Here is a 15,366-nt window from a genome sequence, read left to right on the forward strand (position 1 = left end):
TCCATATTGACTCATGTCAAGACTGGATCCATTACGCACGGCCGGCTACTGTCATTTCTGACAGGTTTTCAGATTATTTTTATATAACGGTTATTCCATGTCATTACATGGGCGCACTCAAGCAAACAACTCGCCCTGCAATTCGTCCAATAACACCTGAATCGCATCCAGGCGCTGCTGAGGGTCATCCAGTTCCAGCAGGTCGATCTTGTCCAGTTCGGAAAACGGCAGCAGATAGGCCAACTGATTGGCCAGCGATTGCTGTCCGGTCGCTTCGCTGCCCATATTCAAGGCCGCGACCATCGGGTGTTCGGCCAGTGCCTTGAGCAGCGCCACCAGGTCCTCGTCCTCCTCCTGCAACGGCTGTTCGGGGGCTTCATCCAGCCACTCGACCTCGGCGACCGTCAGTTGATCGCGCTGCAACTCACTGCTCAGCACGCGGAAACGCCGAGCGCCTTCGACCCGAATGCCCAGCAAGCCGTTGTCCTGCTGCTGGAAATCGCGGATCAGGGCTTCGCAGCCGACCAGGGCAAAGCCTTCCGGCGCATCGCCGACCTCCTGGCCCTCAAGAATGCAGACCACACCAAAACCGCTGCCCTGTTTCATGCAGCGACTGATCATGTCCAGGTAACGCGCCTCGAAAATCTGCAAGTCGAGGATACAACCGGGAAACAGCACGGTGCTCAGGGGAAACAACGCCAGATTCATAACGATTTCCTTAAACCACCAAAGTCACCGCCAACGGCAGCAAGACTGCCGTGGCCACGCCCATCAGGCTCATCGCCAGCGCCGCGAAAGCGCCGCATTCTTCACTTTCCTGCAAGGCGACCGAGGTGCCCACCGCATGAGCGGTCATGCCCAGGGCCATGCCCCGGGCTTCCGGTGCATGGACACCCAGCCGCGTCAGCAACCAGGGCCCGGCAATGGCGCCAATTACCCCGGTGATCAACACGAACACCGCCGCCAGGGCCGCCACGCCGCCGATCTGCTCGGCCACCAGCATGGCGATGGGCGAAGTGACCGACTTGGGCAGCAGGGTCATGAGGATCATGTGGTCGGCCCCGAACAACCAACCGAAGAACACGCCCAAGCCTGTCGCCAATATCCCACCAATCACCAGCGTAGTAAAAATCGGCCAGAACAACTGCCGGATTCGCCTCAGGTTCAAGTACAGCGGCACGGCCAGCGCCACCGTCGCCGGCCCCAGCAGAATACCGAGGATCTCGGTGCTCCTGCGGTATTCGGCGTACTCCAGGTCGCAGAGCAACAGGATAGCGACCACCAGCGCCATCGAGGCCAGGACCGGCTGCAGGAAAACCCAGCGGGTCTTCTCGAACCCCGCCAGCACCAGTTGATAGGTACCCAGGGTAATGCCGATGCCGAACAGCGGATGATGGATCACCGCCGTCCAGGCCCCCTGCCAATCGAAGTTCATGGTTGTTCTCCACGCCTGGCGTGGCGTTTGATCAGGGCATTCATCAACACCCCGGCGAATGCCATGGAGATCAGCACCGACAACACCAGCGCACCGGCAATCGCCCAGAAGTCCGCAGCGATCTGTTTGGCATAGACCATCACCCCCACCGCCGGCGGCACCAGCAACAACGGCAGATAACGCAATAAGCTGGACGCCGCCTCGCTCAGCGGCGCGCTGACTTCACCGTTCAGCATCAGAAACACCAGCAAGAGCAACAGACCGATAATCGGCCCCGGCAACACCGGCACACACAAATGATTGAGGGCGGTGCCGAGCAACTGAAACAGCACCAGCCAGGTCAGGCCGCGTAACAACATCCGAACTCTCCCCTGAAGATGCCAGCATTATAAGCATGCCCATACACCGCCATTCGCCAAAGGTATGGTGGCTTGACCGGGCACATGTCCCATGATGATCTACAGTGGTTGCCAAGGGCTGCAACCCGAGGCCCGATAACTCGATAGACCAAGGAGTGTGTCAATGCCCTATGTACCTGTAGCGCAGCTCAACGATTATGTCGGCAAGGAACTCGGACATTCCGAATGGCTCACCATCGACCAGGCGCGGATCAACCTCTTCGCCGAAGCCACCGGCGACTATCAGTTCATCCATGTCGACCCGGTCAAGGCCGCGCAAACCCCGTTCGGCAGCACCATCGCCCACGGTTTCCTGTCGCTGTCGCTGATTCCAAAACTGATGGAAGACATCTTCATCATGCCCGAAGGCCTGAAGATGGCGGTCAACTACGGCCTGGACAGCGTGCGCTTCATCCAGCCGGTAAAGGTCGACTCGCGGGTGCGCCTCAAGGTCGCCCTGACCGAGGTCACCGAGAAGAAACCCGGCCAATGGTTGCTCAAAGCCACCGCCACGCTGGAAATCGAAGGCCAGGAAAAACCCGCTTATATCGCTGAACCCCTGTCACTCTGCTTCGTCTGATAACCAGTACTCACGAAACAGAGTGCACTCTGTTTCGTGCAGGACACTGGACACGCCATATTGCTACGGCATACTCGGTCCCCTAATTATCCGGATCCCGTTATGCGCCCACTCGTACCCCTTGCTTTGACCCTGCTGCTCACCGCCTGCGGTGATGGCGAATCGCTACTGCCGCCGGACGCTCGTCTGCCGGACGGCGGTCGCTATCGCGGCGAAGTGGTCAATGGGCTGCTGCAAGGCCAGGGACGCATCGACTACCCCAGCGGCAGCTGGTACGCCGGCCAGTTCGACCATGGCCAGTGGCAAGGCGACGGCGAGTGGCATGGCAGCAATGGCGAGGTCTACAAGGGCCAGTTCCAGCAGGGCCTGTTCCACGGCCAGGGCACCTTGACCGTGCACGACAGCAACTACACCGGCGGCTTCAAGCAGGGCCGGCGCGACGGCGAAGGCACGCTCAAAGAAGCCGGCATGACCTACCGTGGCGAATTCAAGGACGACCAGTACTCCGGCCTCGGCCACCTGGAACTGGAAGACGGCAGCCAATACCAGGGCGAGTTCGCCCACGGCAAGCCCAACGGTGAAGGCCAGCGCAGCGATGCCAACGGCAACCTGTTCACCGGCCACTTCGTCAACGGTCAACTGGAAGGGGTCGGCACCTTCAACAGCGCCGACGGCGACCAGTATGCCGGCGGCTTCAAGCGCAACCAGCTGAATGGCAAGGGCCGCTACGAAAACGCCGATGGCGATGTCTGGATCGGTGAGTTCAAGGAAGGCGTGCTCAACGGCAAGGGCCAACTGATCGGCGTCGACGGCAGCCACTATCGCGGCGAGTTCAGCGAGTGGCGCTTCAACGGCGAGGGGCATTTGACCCTGGCCGACGGCAGCGTCTACATCGGCGAATTCGCCAGCGACACCTATAACGGCCGTGGCAGCCTGACCCTGGCCGACGGCACAGTGCAAAGCGGCACCTGGACCAACGGCCAGCGGGTCCGCGATGCCGACGGCAAGCTGCTGCCCGATCTGCTGGAGCTCGGCCTGCTGGCCCAGGGCCCGCTGCTGGAAAAAGCCCTGGCCGCCGTGCCGGCCTCGACTCCGGCCATCGAACTCTACAGCCTGGTGCTGGCCGGCGACGGCAAGCAAAGCGTCTTCATGCGCGAGGCCGATTACGTCAACCAGATGCTCGCCACCCGCTTCGGCGCCTATGGCCAGATCAGCCTGGTGAACCATCGCGACCACCTTGGCGATCGCCCGATGGCCACCCGCGAGAACCTGCGCCGCGCCGCCCAGACCCTGGCCGAGCGCAGCGGGCCGGAAGACCTGATCTTCATCTACCTGACCAGCCATGGCACCCATGAACATGAGCTGGTCCTCGATCAGCCGCGCCTGGAACTGGCCGACCTGCCGGCCGACGAACTGGCCTCGGCGCTGGCACCGCTGAAGAACCGCGACAAGGTCATCGTGATTTCCGCCTGTTACTCCGGCGGTTTCATCCCGGCGCTCAAGGATGAAAGAACCCTGATCATGACCGCGTCCCGCGAAGACCGGGTCTCCTTCGGTTGCTCCGAGGAGGCGGATTTCACCTATTTCGGTGACGCCCTGTTCGCCCAGGCGCTGAACCAGACCGACGACCTGCAGCAAGCTTTCGCCCTGGCCAAGGCCCATGTCGCCGAGCGCGAACAGGCGGATAATTTCGAAGCATCGGAACCACAGATCTGGGCCCCCAAGGGTGTGCTGGCACATTGGCAGGCACTGCGTAAACAACAGGCACGAAAAGCGTTGCAAAGCGCTTCGCTAGACAGCAAGACTGCCAAGAGCAACTAAGCTGAACTGTATCAAGAGGGGTATTTTATGTACTTGACGCCTCAGCATATCCTGCTCGCTGGAGCCACCGGTCTGACCGGTGAACATCTACTCGACCGCCTGCTCAACGAGCCGACGGTTACCCGTGTACTGGCGCCGTCGCGCCGACCGCTGGCCGAGCATCCGCACCTGGAAAATCCGGTGGGCGATCCAGCGATTTTCCTGCCGCAATTGAGTGGCCGCGTGGACCTGGCGATCTGCTGCCTGGGCACCACCATCAAGCTGGCGGGTTCCGAGGAAGCGTTTCGTGCCGTGGACCATGACATGGTCGTGGCTTTCGGCAAGCGCGCGCGGGAAATGGGCGCGCGGCACCTGATCGTGGTCAGTGCCATCGATGCCGATCCGAAGTCCAAGGTGTTCTACAGCCGGGTCAAGGGCGAGATGGAACAGTCACTGCGAGCGCAGAACTGGCCGCAGTTGACCATCGCCCGACCCTCGTTATTGCTGGGCGAGCGGATCGAGCCGCGCCTGGCGGAACAGTTGGCGGCACCGCTGTCGAAGCTGATTCCAGGGAAGTATCGCGGTATCGAAGCCTGCCAGTTGGCGCGAGCGCTGTGGCGCCTGGCGCTGGAAGAGCAGGACGGGGTGCGGGTTGTCGAGTCGGACGAATTGCGCCGGTTGGGCAAGTAACCTCACCTTGCAGGAGCTGGCTTGTCGGGACGCAGCAATGAGGCTCTTGAGTCTTGCGGTGCCTATCCGGACGCCATCGCCAGCAAGCCGGCTCCTGCAGGGTTGGGCACGAAGATGTTTTTGTGCTGGAACACCGATTTAACCTGTCGGAGCCGGCTTGCTGGCGATCCGGGTGCAGGGCACCCGGTTCTACAACCCACCCGTCGCCTGATACCCCACGCCCAGCACCGTCAACACCGACAACGGCAACAACAGCGTATCCAGCAACGCGCTGGCCGGCAGATCCACCCCGGGATAACTCGGCGCCTCCGCGCCAAAGTGGTCATAAGCGCAACAACCACCCTGCAACGCATACAAATCCAGGCGCATTCCCGAATACACGATGGGTGCTCCGGTCTTCCCGGCATCCAGGGTCCGCACGGTCGCACAGCCGGCCAGCTGCAGCGCCAGCAACAGGTACAGCAGCGACCTACTCATCACTGCTCAAATGATGCTCACCCCAACGTGGCAGCATGTCCTGGGGGATATTCAACAGATTGAGAATCCGCGCCACGACAAAATCCACCAGGTCATCGATGGTCTGTGGCTGATGATAAAAGCCCGGCGACGCCGGCAGGATGGTCACCCCCATATTCGACAGCTTGAGCATGTGCTCCAGGTGAATACTCGAATACGGCGCCTCGCGCGGCACCAGGATCAACTGGCGGCGCTCCTTGAGGGTGACATCCGCCGCCCGCTCGATCAGGTTGTTGCAGGCCCCCGTGGCAATGGCCGACAAGGTCCCGGTGGAACACGGCACCACCACCATCGCCGCCGGCGCGCCGGAGCCCGAAGCCACCGGCGACATCCAGTCTTCCTTGCCATACACCCGAATCTGCCCGGCGGCCGCGCCGGTGTACTCGGTGAGAAAAGCCTGCATCATCTGCGGCTTGGGCGGCAGCGCCACGTCGGTCTCGGTGGCCATCACCAACTGCGCGGCCTTGGAGATCAGGAAGTGCACCTCGCGGTCCTCACGCACCAGGCAATCGAGCAGGCGCAGACCATAGGGCGCGCCGGAAGCGCCGGTCATCGCCAGGGTGATGCGTTCCGGTCCGTTGTTCATTGCAGCGCCTCGGCCAGTTTGCCGTGCAGGCCGCCAAAGCCGCCGTTGCTCATGATCACCACGTGGGTGCCGGGTTTGGCCTGGCTTTTCACCCGTTCGATAATGCCTTCCAGGGAATCGCTGACGATGGACGGTACCGAGCACAACGCCGCGGTGGCGCCCAGGTCCCAACCGAGATTGGCCGGCGCATACCAGATCACCTGGTCGGCCTGGACCACGCTGTCCGGCAAACCGTCGCGGTGGGCACCGAGCTTCATCGAGTTGGAGCGCGGCTCGATAATGGCGATCAAGGGCGCATCGCCGATTTTCTTGCGCAGGCCATCCAGGGTGGTGGCAATCGCCGTCGGGTGGTGGGCGAAGTCGTCATAGATCGTCACCCCGTGGACTTCGGCGACTTTTTCCATCCGCCGCTTCACGCTCTTGAACGCACTGAGGGCGGCAATGCCCATGGCTGGCACCACACCGACATGCCGCGCCGCCGCCAGGGTGGCCAGGGCATTGGCAACGTTGTGCTGGCCAGTCAGATCCCACTCGACCACACCTTGGGCCACGCCTTCGAACATCACTTCAAAGCGCGAGCCATCTTCGCTGAGCAACTTGACCTGCCACTGACCGCCGGCGCCGGTGGTCTGCACCGGGGTCCAGCAGCCCATTTCGATCACCCGCTGCAACGCCGGCTCGGTGGTCGGGTGGATCACCAGGCCTTCGCTCGGGATGGTCCGCACCAGATGGTGGAATTGCCGCTCGATCGCCGCCAGATCCGGGAAAATATCCGCGTGATCGAATTCCAGGTTATTCAGGATCGCGGTGCGCGGACGGTAGTGGACGAACTTCGAGCGCTTGTCGAAAAAGGCGCTGTCGTACTCATCGGCTTCGATCACGAAGAACGGCGTGCTGCCCAGGCGGGCCGACACCGAGAAGTTCTGCGGCACGCCGCCGATCAGGAAACCCGGGCTCATGCCGGCGTGTTCCAGGACCCAGGCGAGCATGCTGCTGGTGGTGGTCTTGCCATGGGTGCCGGCCACGGCCAGGACCCAGCGGCCTTGCAGCACATGGTCCGCCAGCCACTGCGGGCCGGACACATAGGGCAGGCCCTTGTTCAAGACGTACTCGACCGCTGGATTGCCACGGGACATGGCATTGCCGATCACCACCAGGTCCGGGGCCGGATCGAGTTGTGCCGGATCGTAGCCCTGGGTCAGCTCGATGCCCTGGGCCTGGAGCTGGGTACTCATCGGCGGATAGACGTTGGCATCGGAACCGGTGACGTGATGGCCCAGTTCCTTGGCCAGCACGGCCATCGAACCCATGAACGTACCGCAGATACCCAGAATATGAATGTGCATAGTCGACCTCGTAAAACGTGGTCGCAGGTTAGCCCAGGGCGGGGGAAATCGCACCTGGTGTTTCTGGCTCAAGGACGCCTTCGCTGGCAAGCCAGGCTCCTACAGTTATGCGCCATACGCACCATGGCGTTACAACACAAATCCTGTAGGAGCAGGGCTTGCCCGCGAAGGCGTCAGTACAGGCACACTTGTACTCGAGACCGAAGCAGGCCTAGCGAGCGATCCCGTGCTTGCGCAGCTTGCGATACAAGGTGTTGCGACTCACGCCCAACTGCTCCGCCGTGTGGGTCATATGCCAGCGCTGCTGCTCCAGGGCATTGAGCAAAGCCAGGCGCTCGGCGTCTTCGAGGGGATGTGCGGACGGCTCATCAACCGCCACCGCAACCAGGCTCGGCCGCGCCTGGCGGATCAGCGTCGGCAGGTCCTCAAGACCGATCCGACCGTCCTCGCACAACGCCGCCAGCGTGCGCAACACCGTCCGCATCTGCCGCACATTGCCCGGCCATTCGAACGCCAGCAGCGCCTGGCGCGCGGCCGCGTCGATCAATACGGGCTGCTCGCCGGCCTCCTCCGCCAGCAGGAAATCCAGCAACTGCGACTTGTCGCTGCGCTCACGCAACGCCGGCAGGCCGACCTCCAGCCCATTGAGCCGGTAGTACAAATCCTCGCGGAAGCTGCCGTCGCCGACCCGCTCCATCAGGTTGCGGTGCGTGGCGCTGATGATGCGCACATTGACCGCCTCCGGTTCGCCGCCGATGGGCACCACCTGGCGATCCTCCAGCACCCGCAGCAGTCGGGTCTGCAAGGCCAGCGGCATATCGCCGATCTCATCGAGAAACAGCGTGCCGCCATCGGCCTGTTGCAGCTTGCCGCGCATGCCTTCCTTGCGCGCGCCGGTAAAGCTGCCGCCGCGATAACCGAACAGTTCGCTTTCGATCAGGCTCTCGGGAATCGCCGCGCAGTTGAGGGCGACAAAGGCCTTCTCGGCGCGCTGGCTGGCCTGGTGCACCGCCTTGGCGAAGGCCTCCTTGCCCGAGCCGGTTTCGCCGTTGATCAACAACGGTACATCACGCTCGAAAACCCGCAGCGCCCGGCGAAAATCCGTCTGCAAGGCCGGATCGCCGAGGCAGATGTTGGACAGCTTCGGTCGCTCCAGCGGCATCGGCGTCGCTGCCAACACCTTGGGCACACTGCGTGGCTGGCCACGCAACACCGCGAACAGGGCCCGGCCATCACGGGTGCGCAACGGCCAACTGGCGCTGGCCTGGGCACTGGCGCGGCCGAGCAGTTCATCCAGCGAGCAGTCGAAGAACGCCTCCACCGGCTGGCCCAGCAAACCGCTGCGCCCCTGCCCCAGCAGGTTCAGGGCACTCTGGTTGACGGCACTGATCCGCCCTTCGCCATCAAACGCCAGCAACCCTTCGCTGAACAGCCCCACCGACTCGGCCTGCAAATGGAAGCGCAGCAGCCAGTGGTTGTCGTAATGGCGGAGGAAATAGCAGCTCTCGATCATCTTCGCCGAGAGGTTGACCAGCGCCATGGTGTGGAACTGACTCTGGCGCGACACGTCCGGGCGGGCCGAAGACACGTCGAGCACCGCCATCAATTCGCCATGAGGATCGAAGACCGGGCTGGCGGAACAGGTCAGGCCGGTGTGGCGGCCACGGAAATGTTCATCCTGATGAATGGTCAAAGACTGGCGCTCCACCAGGCAGGTGCCGATGCCGTTGGTGCCTTCGCAGGCCTCGCTCCAGTCGGCGCCGAGCCAGAGACCGGCGCGCTCGAAGATCTTGCGTTCGGCGGGGGCGGTGACGCAGTTGAGGATCACCCCGCGGGCATCGGTGAGCAGCACCGCGTGACCGGCGCCGGAGAGCTGCTGGTGCAGGCTGGTCATTTCATTGCCGGCGATCTGCAGGACCTGGCGCAGGTGCTCGCGGCTTTCCAGCAGGCGACCATGCTCGAGCACGGTGGGGGCGATGCTCAGCGAGGGGTCGAGGTGATAGTCCTCCAGGCAGCGCAGCCAGGAGCGGGCGATGGACGGGTCACTGCCGGGGCCACCCGGGTGGGCTTTGCCCTGGGTCACGGTCAGCACCTGCTGGGCATGGCGACTCAGATGGTTGTTCTGCATTTCTTATTATTCTCCCGACCTGTAGGAGCCGACTTGCTGGCGATGGGGCCAATGAGCCTTGCATCGCCTGATCGGCCGCTATCGCCAGCAAGCCGGCTCCTACAAGGTTTCGTGGTGTCCGAAAATATCGTGCACATTCACCTGGATGCCCAGCATCCTCCAGCCACCCACGCAATGCAATCACCCTGCGACTGGCGAGTCACAGGCTGTGCCAGGAGTGGCACAAACTGTCCCCCTGACTGTGTCACCCCTGTCGCAATACCCCCGCCATCCGTCATCGAACACACCTGGCAACCGCTCTGGCGCCCGGTCCACGACGCACTGGCCCGACCTTTGCTCTACGCTTATCAAGCGCTCAAGCGCGTACTCCCTTATAAGCACAATAGCCAAGGAGACACACCATGCGTTACGCCCACCCTGGTACTGCCGGCGCCATCGTTACGTTCAAGTCCAAGTACGGCAACTACATCAATGGTGAATTCGTCGCGCCTGTCGACGGCCAGTACTTCACCAATACTTCTCCGGTCAATGGCAAGGCCATCGCCGAGTTCCCCCGTTCCAACGCCAAGGACATCGACAAGGCCCTCGACGCCGCCCATGCCGCGGCCGATGCCTGGGGTGCCACTTCGGTCCAGGCGCGCTCACTGGTCCTGCTGAAAATCGCCGACCGTATCGAACAGAACCTCGAACTGCTGGCCATCACCGAAAGCTGGGACAACGGCAAGGCCGTGCGCGAAACCCTCAACGCCGATATCCCGCTGGCCGCTGACCACTTCCGTTACTTCGCCGGTTGCCTGCGCGCCCAGGAAGGCAGTGCCGCGGAAATCGACGGCAACACCGTGGCCTATCACATCCATGAACCACTGGGCGTGGTCGGGCAGATCATCCCGTGGAACTTCCCGATCCTGATGGCCGCCTGGAAACTCGCCCCGGCCCTGGCCGCCGGCAACTGCGTGGTGCTCAAACCGGCCGAGCAGACTCCACTGGGCATCACCGTGCTGATGGAACTGATCGGCGACCTCCTGCCACCCGGCGTATTGAACGTGGTGCAAGGGTTCGGCAAAGAAGCCGGCGAAGCCCTGGCCACCAGCAAGCGTATCGCCAAGATCGCCTTTACCGGCTCGACCCCGGTCGGCTCGCACATCATGAAATGCGCGGCCGAGAACATCATCCCGTCCACCGTGGAACTGGGCGGCAAGTCGCCGAACATCTTCTTCGCCGACATCATGAAAGCCGAGCCGAGCTTTATTGAAAAAGCCGCCGAAGGCCTGGTCCTGGCCTTTTTCAACCAGGGCGAAGTCTGCACCTGCCCGTCCCGCGCCCTGATTGAAGAGTCGATCTACGACGAGTTCATGCAAGTGGTGATGAAGAAAGTCGAGCAGATCAAACGGGGCGACCCGCTGGACACCGACACCATGGTCGGCGCCCAGGCTTCCGAGCAGCAGTTCGACAAGATCCTCTCCTACCTGGAAATCGCCAAGCAGGAAGGTGCGCAGTTGCTGACCGGCGGCCAGGTGCAAAAACTCGAGGGCGATCTGGCCACCGGCTATTACATCCAGCCGACCCTGCTCAAGGGCACCAACAAGATGCGCGTGTTCCAGGAAGAAATCTTTGGCCCGGTGGTGAGCATCACCACCTTCAAGGACGAAGCCGAAGCCCTGGCGATTGCCAACGACACCGAGTTCGGCCTGGGTGCGGGCCTGTGGACCCGTGATATCAACCGCGCCTACCGCGTGGGCCGGGCGATCAAGGCCGGTCGCGTCTGGACCAACTGCTACCACCTGTACCCGGCGCATGCGGCGTTCGGCGGTTACAAGAAGTCCGGCGTGGGTCGCGAAACCCACAAAATGATGCTCGATCATTACCAGCAGACCAAGAACCTGCTGGTGAGCTATGACATCAATCCGCTTGGGTTCTTCTAAACCCTGAGGCCGCCTTCGCGGGGAAGCCCTGCTCCTACAGTTATGCGTCGTATGCACTACGGCGTTACAACACAAATCCTGTAGGAGCAGGGCTTGTCGGGGCGCCGAACCGCCGCGAAGAGGCCCCCACTGACACCCCAAAAACAACGCCTGGCCGCTCTGGCACGGGCTTTGCGTGCACGCTGTACAGAAAATCGACACCCGCAAGTCCAACAACCCAACAATAAAAATGACAAGCGAGGACTTATGACAACCCAAACAGCACTCAAACCCACCCTCGGCACGCTGCATCTATGGGGCATTGCCGTGGGCCTGGTGATCTCCGGCGAATACTTCGGCTGGAGCTATGGCTGGGGCACCGCCGGTACCCTGGGCTTTCTCGTCACCACCCTGCTGGTGGCGACCATGTACACCTGCTTCATCTTCAGCTTCACCGAACTGACCACCGCGATTCCCCACGCTGGTGGGCCCTTTGCCTACAGCCGTCGGGCCTTTGGCGAACGCGGCGGACTGATCGCCGGGATCGCCACCCTGATCGAATTCGTCTTCGCTCCACCGGCCATTGCCATGGCCATCGGCGCCTACCTCAACGTCCAGTACCCGGACCTCGACCCGCGCCTGGCCGCCGTCGGCGCCTATGTGGTGTTCATGGGCCTGAACATCCTTGGCGTCAGCATCGCCGCCACCTTCGAACTGGTGGTGACGGTGCTCGCGGTCGCCGAGTTGCTGGTGTTCATGGGCGTGGTCGCGCCGGGCTTCAGTTTCAGCAATTTCGTGCTCAACGGCTGGTCCGGCTCGACCAACTTCAGCATCGACTCGATCCCCGGCATCTTTGCCGCGATCCCCTTTGCGATCTGGTTCTTCCTGGCCATCGAAGGCGCGGCCATGGCCGCCGAAGAAGCCAAGGACCCCAAGCGCACCATTCCCAAAGCCTATGTCGGCGGCATCCTGACCCTGGTATTCCTGGCCCTCGGCGTGATGGTGATGGCCGGCGGCGTCGGCGACTGGCGCCAGCTGTCGAACATCAACGACCCGTTGCCCCAGGCAATGAAAGCCGTGGTCGGCAACAACTCCAGCTGGATGCACATGCTGGTGTGGATCGGCCTGTTCGGCCTGGTGGCGAGTTTCCACGGCATCATCCTCGGCTACTCGCGGCAGTTCTTCGCCCTGGCCCGGGCCGGTTACCTGCCACGTTCGCTGGCCAAGCTGTCACGTTTCCAGACCCCGCACCGGGCCATCCTGGCCGGCGGCGTAGTCGGCATCGCGGCGATCTACAGCGACGGCCTGGTCAACCTGCAGGGCATGAGTTTGACGGCGGCGATGATCACCATGTCGGTATTCGGCGCCATCGTGATGTACATCATCAGTATGCTGAGCCTGTTCAAACTGCGTAAAACCGAGCCGAACCTGGAACGCAGCTTCCGCGCCCCGGGCTACCCGATCGTCCCGGGTATCGCGCTGGTCCTGGCGGTGGTGTGCCTGATTGCAATGGCCTGGTTCAACACGCTGATCGGCCTGATTTTCCTCGGTTTCATGGTGGTAGGTTTCATCTACTTCCAATTGACCGCCAGCCAGCGCCTGGACGCGCCGGCGGACGCTATGCTCACGGGTAACTGATTGCACCAGCGCGGGGCGTCCCGCGCCCCGACGCTGTACATATGAACACCGGCTACATTCATCGCCTGCAAAGGTTCAGGAGGACCCCGCCCCATGGCCACATTCGCCCATTCCGTCGGCGCCCAGACCTATCGCTTCGACAGCCTCAAGGATGTCATGGCCAAGGCCAGCCCCGCCCGCTCCGGTGATTTCCTGGCCGGGGTCGCCGCCCTCAATGACGGCGAACGGGTCGCGGCCCAGATGGCCCTGGCCAATATTCCCCTCAAGCATTTCCTCGAGGAGATGCTCATCCCCTACGAATCCGACGAAGTCACCCGGCTGATCGTCGACACCCACGACAAACAGGCCTTCGCCGTCGTCAGCCACCTGACCGTCGGCGGCCTGCGCGACTGGCTGCTCAGCGACGCCGCCGACGAACAGAGCCTGCGCGCCCTGGCCCCGGGCCTGACCCCGGAAATGGCCGCCGCCGTGTCGAAGATCATGCGTGTGCAGGATCTGATACTTGTCGCCCAGAAGATTCGCGTGGTGACCAAATTCCGCGGCACCCTGGGCCTGCGCGGTCGCCTGTCGACCCGCCTGCAACCCAACCACCCCACCGACGATCCGGCCGGCATCGCCGCCAGCGTCCTCGACGGCCTGCTCTACGGCAACGGCGACGCGATGATCGGGATCAACCCGGCCACCGACAGCCTGACCTCGATCTGCGACCTGCTGAACATGCTCGACGCAGTGATCAAGCGCTACGAAATCCCCACCCAGGCCTGCGTGCTGACCCACGTCACCACCTCCATCGAGGCGATCAACCGCGGCGTTCCCCTGGACCTGGTGTTCCAGTCGATTGCCGGCACCGAAGCGGCCAACGCCAGTTTCGGCATCAGCCTGAGCGTCCTGCAGGAAGGCTACGACGCCGGCCTGAGCCTGAATCGCGGGACCCTCGGGCAAAACCTGATGTATTTCGAGACCGGCCAGGGCAGTGCCCTGTCGGCCAACGCCCACTTCGGCGTCGACCAGCAGACCTGCGAAACCCGCGCCTACGCCGTGGCCCGGCATTTCAAACCTTTCCTGGTCAACACCGTGGTCGGCTTTATCGGCCCGGAATACCTCTACAACGGCAAGCAGATCATCCGCGCCGGCCTCGAAGATCACTTCTGCGGCAAGCTGCTGGGCGTGCCCATGGGCTGCGACATCTGCTATACCAACCACGCCGAAGCCGACCAGGACGATATGGACACCCTGCTGACCCTGCTGGGGGTGGCCGGGATCAACTTCATCATGGGTATCCCCGGCTCCGACGACATCATGCTCAACTACCAGACCACCTCGTTCCACGATGCCTTGTATGCCCGCCAGACCCTGGGCCTGAAGCCCGCGCCGGAGTTCGAACAGTGGCTGGCGAAGATGGGCATCTTTACCCAGGCCGATGGCAAGGTGCACTTTGGCAACAGCCTGCCCCCGGCGTTTCGCCAGGCACTGGCGCAGCTCGGATGAACGACATGGCCAAAGAGATCGACAACGACAACCCCTGGCTGCAACTGCGCCGCCTGACCCCGGCGCGTATCGCCCTGGGACGCACCGGCACCAGCCTGCCCACTAGCGCGCAACTGGATTTTCAGTTCGCCCACGCCCAGGCCCGCGATGCGGTGCACTTGCCGTTCGACCACGCGGGTTTGAGTGCCCAGCTCGCCGAACGCGGTCAGGAAACCCTGCTGCTGCACAGCGCCGCCGATGACCGCCACAGCTACCTGCAACGCCCGGACCTGGGCCGCAAGCTCAACAGCGCGTCGGCCCAGCAGCTACGCGAGCATGCGCAGGCTTACCCCGGCGGAGTCGACCTGGCCATTGTCGTCGCCGACGGCCTGTCGGCACTCGCTGTACATCGCCACACGGTGCCGTTCCTGACCCGCCTGGAAGAACAGATAGAGGCCGAAGGCTGGTCACGGTCGCCGGTCGTCCTGGTGGAACAGGGCCGCGTGGCGGTTGCCGATGAGGTCGGCGAACTGCTGGGGGCGAAAATGGTGGTGATCCTGATCGGCGAACGCCCGGGCCTGAGCTCGCCGGACAGCCTGGGTTTGTATTTCACCTATAATCCCAAGGTCGGCCTGACCGACGCCTACCGCAACTGCATCTCCAACGTACGCCTGGAGGGCATGAGCTACGGCATGGCCGCGCACAAATTGTTGTACCTGATGAAAGAAGCCTGCCGCCGACAATTATCGGGGGTCAATCTCAAGGACGAGGCTCAAGTGCAAACGCTGGAGAGTGATTCGGATGTCCATTCGAACGGCAACTTCCTACTGGGCCCGCCCCAAGACTGACCGTCATCCGGATTGCGCTTTTCCCGCGCTTTG

The 15,366-nt window shown here is 62.8% G+C and carries 14 protein-coding genes; 7 read left to right on the forward strand and 7 right to left on the reverse strand.

Going from position 1 to position 15,366, the window contains the following annotated elements; genetic code table 11:
- Window positions 1–117: 117 nt before the first annotated feature.
- From CWE01_RS16175 to CWE01_RS16185, 3 genes are read right to left on the reverse strand one after another with little or no spacing between them, the layout of a single operon-like run.
- Window positions 118–708, reverse strand: coding sequence for an LON peptidase substrate-binding domain-containing protein (locus tag CWE01_RS16175; RefSeq protein WP_100941537.1), 591 nt, complete (start codon window positions 706–708; stop codon window positions 118–120).
- Window positions 709–718: 10 nt separating this feature from the next.
- Entirely contained in the window at window positions 719–1,435 is a 717-nt protein-coding gene (locus CWE01_RS16180; RefSeq protein WP_100941538.1) for an LrgB family protein, read from the reverse strand.
- Window positions 1,432–1,794: a CidA/LrgA family protein gene (locus CWE01_RS16185; protein ID WP_100941539.1), complete on the reverse strand. Its 363-nt coding sequence runs from the start codon at window positions 1,792–1,794 to the stop codon at window positions 1,432–1,434. Before CWE01_RS16185 ends, CWE01_RS16180 begins: the two co-directional genes overlap by 4 nt.
- A 163-nt stretch (window positions 1,795–1,957) precedes the next feature.
- Here CWE01_RS16185 and CWE01_RS16190 point away from each other — a divergent pair, with 163 nt between their 5' ends.
- The 3 genes from CWE01_RS16190 to CWE01_RS16200 all read left to right on the forward strand — a co-directional run bounded on the left by CWE01_RS16190 (window position 1,958) and on the right by CWE01_RS16200 (window position 4,903).
- A complete protein-coding gene (locus CWE01_RS16190) occupies window positions 1,958–2,413 on the forward strand; it encodes a MaoC family dehydratase (RefSeq protein WP_100941540.1) in 456 nt (151 codons plus the stop codon).
- 102 nt (window positions 2,414–2,515) lie between these two features.
- Complete coding sequence (locus tag CWE01_RS16195) at window positions 2,516–4,234, forward strand: C13 family peptidase (protein ID WP_100941541.1); 1,719 nt, start codon at window positions 2,516–2,518, stop codon at window positions 4,232–4,234.
- A gap of 27 nt (window positions 4,235–4,261) precedes the next feature.
- Window positions 4,262–4,903 (forward strand): NAD(P)H-binding protein, encoded by a 642-nt coding sequence (locus CWE01_RS16200; protein WP_100941542.1) that lies wholly within the window; start codon window positions 4,262–4,264, stop codon window positions 4,901–4,903.
- 189 nt (window positions 4,904–5,092) lie between these two features.
- Here the strand turns inward: CWE01_RS16200 and CWE01_RS16205 are convergent, their stop codons facing one another.
- From CWE01_RS16205 to CWE01_RS16220, 4 genes are all read right to left on the reverse strand, one after another.
- Window positions 5,093–5,380, reverse strand: a complete 288-nt coding sequence (locus CWE01_RS16205) for a YceK/YidQ family lipoprotein (protein ID WP_100941543.1) — start codon at window positions 5,378–5,380, stop codon at window positions 5,093–5,095.
- Window positions 5,373–6,005, reverse strand: a complete 633-nt coding sequence (gene ubiX, locus CWE01_RS16210) for a flavin prenyltransferase UbiX (protein WP_100941544.1) — start codon at window positions 6,003–6,005, stop codon at window positions 5,373–5,375. The genes CWE01_RS16205 and ubiX overlap by 8 nt, the downstream gene beginning before the upstream one ends.
- Complete coding sequence (gene mpl, locus CWE01_RS16215) at window positions 6,002–7,351, reverse strand: UDP-N-acetylmuramate:L-alanyl-gamma-D-glutamyl-meso-diaminopimelate ligase (protein ID WP_100941545.1); 1,350 nt, start codon at window positions 7,349–7,351, stop codon at window positions 6,002–6,004. The genes ubiX and mpl overlap by 4 nt, the downstream gene beginning before the upstream one ends.
- 211 nt (window positions 7,352–7,562) lie before the next feature.
- The gene (locus tag CWE01_RS16220) at window positions 7,563–9,479 is read right to left on the reverse strand and encodes a sigma-54-dependent Fis family transcriptional regulator (RefSeq protein WP_100941546.1); all 1,917 of its coding nucleotides are present in this window, start codon (window positions 9,477–9,479) and stop codon (window positions 7,563–7,565) included.
- 401 nt (window positions 9,480–9,880) lie between these two features.
- On the opposite strand from CWE01_RS16220, the gene CWE01_RS16225 reads away from it, so the two are divergent.
- The 4 genes from CWE01_RS16225 (at window position 9,881) to eutC (ending at window position 15,333) form a co-directional block, all read left to right on the forward strand.
- Window positions 9,881–11,401 (forward strand): aldehyde dehydrogenase family protein, encoded by a 1,521-nt coding sequence (locus CWE01_RS16225; protein ID WP_100941547.1) that lies wholly within the window; start codon window positions 9,881–9,883, stop codon window positions 11,399–11,401.
- Between the two features lie 246 nt (window positions 11,402–11,647).
- Window positions 11,648–13,018 (forward strand): ethanolamine permease, encoded by a 1,371-nt coding sequence (gene eat / locus CWE01_RS16230; protein ID WP_100941548.1) that lies wholly within the window; start codon window positions 11,648–11,650, stop codon window positions 13,016–13,018.
- A 93-nt stretch (window positions 13,019–13,111) separates the two neighbouring features.
- Window positions 13,112–14,506 (forward strand): ethanolamine ammonia-lyase subunit EutB, encoded by a 1,395-nt coding sequence (locus tag CWE01_RS16235; RefSeq protein WP_100941549.1) that lies wholly within the window; start codon window positions 13,112–13,114, stop codon window positions 14,504–14,506.
- Window positions 14,503–15,333, forward strand: a complete 831-nt coding sequence (gene eutC / locus CWE01_RS16240) for an ethanolamine ammonia-lyase subunit EutC (protein WP_100941550.1) — start codon at window positions 14,503–14,505, stop codon at window positions 15,331–15,333. Before CWE01_RS16235 ends, eutC begins: the two co-directional genes overlap by 4 nt.
- Window positions 15,334–15,366: the final 33 nt, after the last annotated feature.

Origin of the sequence: Pseudomonas sp. QS1027, from assembly GCF_002814235.1 — a bacterium.
Taxonomy (GTDB): domain Bacteria; phylum Pseudomonadota; class Gammaproteobacteria; order Pseudomonadales; family Pseudomonadaceae; genus Aquipseudomonas.

Bases quoted from the DNA above. Each gene is read 5' to 3' on its own strand.
- eat (WP_100941548.1), top strand. From the start codon at position 11,648: ATGACAACCCAAACAGCACTCAAACCCACCCTCGGCACGCTGCATCTA.
- CWE01_RS16235 (WP_100941549.1), top strand. From the start codon at position 13,112: ATGGCCACATTCGCCCATTCCGTCGGCGCCCAGACCTATCGCTTCGAC.
- CWE01_RS16190 (WP_100941540.1), top strand. From the start codon at position 1,958: ATGCCCTATGTACCTGTAGCGCAGCTCAACGATTATGTCGGCAAGGAA.
- CWE01_RS16200 (WP_100941542.1), top strand. From the start codon at position 4,262: ATGTACTTGACGCCTCAGCATATCCTGCTCGCTGGAGCCACCGGTCTG.
- CWE01_RS16220 (WP_100941546.1), bottom strand. From the start codon at position 9,479: ATGCAGAACAACCATCTGAGTCGCCATGCCCAGCAGGTGCTGACCGTG.
- ubiX (WP_100941544.1), bottom strand. From the start codon at position 6,005: ATGAACAACGGACCGGAACGCATCACCCTGGCGATGACCGGCGCTTCC.
- eutC (WP_100941550.1), top strand. From the start codon at position 14,503: ATGAACGACATGGCCAAAGAGATCGACAACGACAACCCCTGGCTGCAA.
- mpl (WP_100941545.1), bottom strand. From the start codon at position 7,351: ATGCACATTCATATTCTGGGTATCTGCGGTACGTTCATGGGTTCGATG.
- CWE01_RS16185 (WP_100941539.1), bottom strand. From the start codon at position 1,794: ATGTTGTTACGCGGCCTGACCTGGCTGGTGCTGTTTCAGTTGCTCGGC.
- CWE01_RS16225 (WP_100941547.1), top strand. From the start codon at position 9,881: ATGCGTTACGCCCACCCTGGTACTGCCGGCGCCATCGTTACGTTCAAG.
- CWE01_RS16180 (WP_100941538.1), bottom strand. From the start codon at position 1,435: ATGAACTTCGATTGGCAGGGGGCCTGGACGGCGGTGATCCATCATCCG.
- CWE01_RS16195 (WP_100941541.1), top strand. From the start codon at position 2,516: ATGCGCCCACTCGTACCCCTTGCTTTGACCCTGCTGCTCACCGCCTGC.
- CWE01_RS16205 (WP_100941543.1), bottom strand. From the start codon at position 5,380: ATGAGTAGGTCGCTGCTGTACCTGTTGCTGGCGCTGCAGCTGGCCGGC.
- CWE01_RS16175 (WP_100941537.1), bottom strand. From the start codon at position 708: ATGAATCTGGCGTTGTTTCCCCTGAGCACCGTGCTGTTTCCCGGTTGT.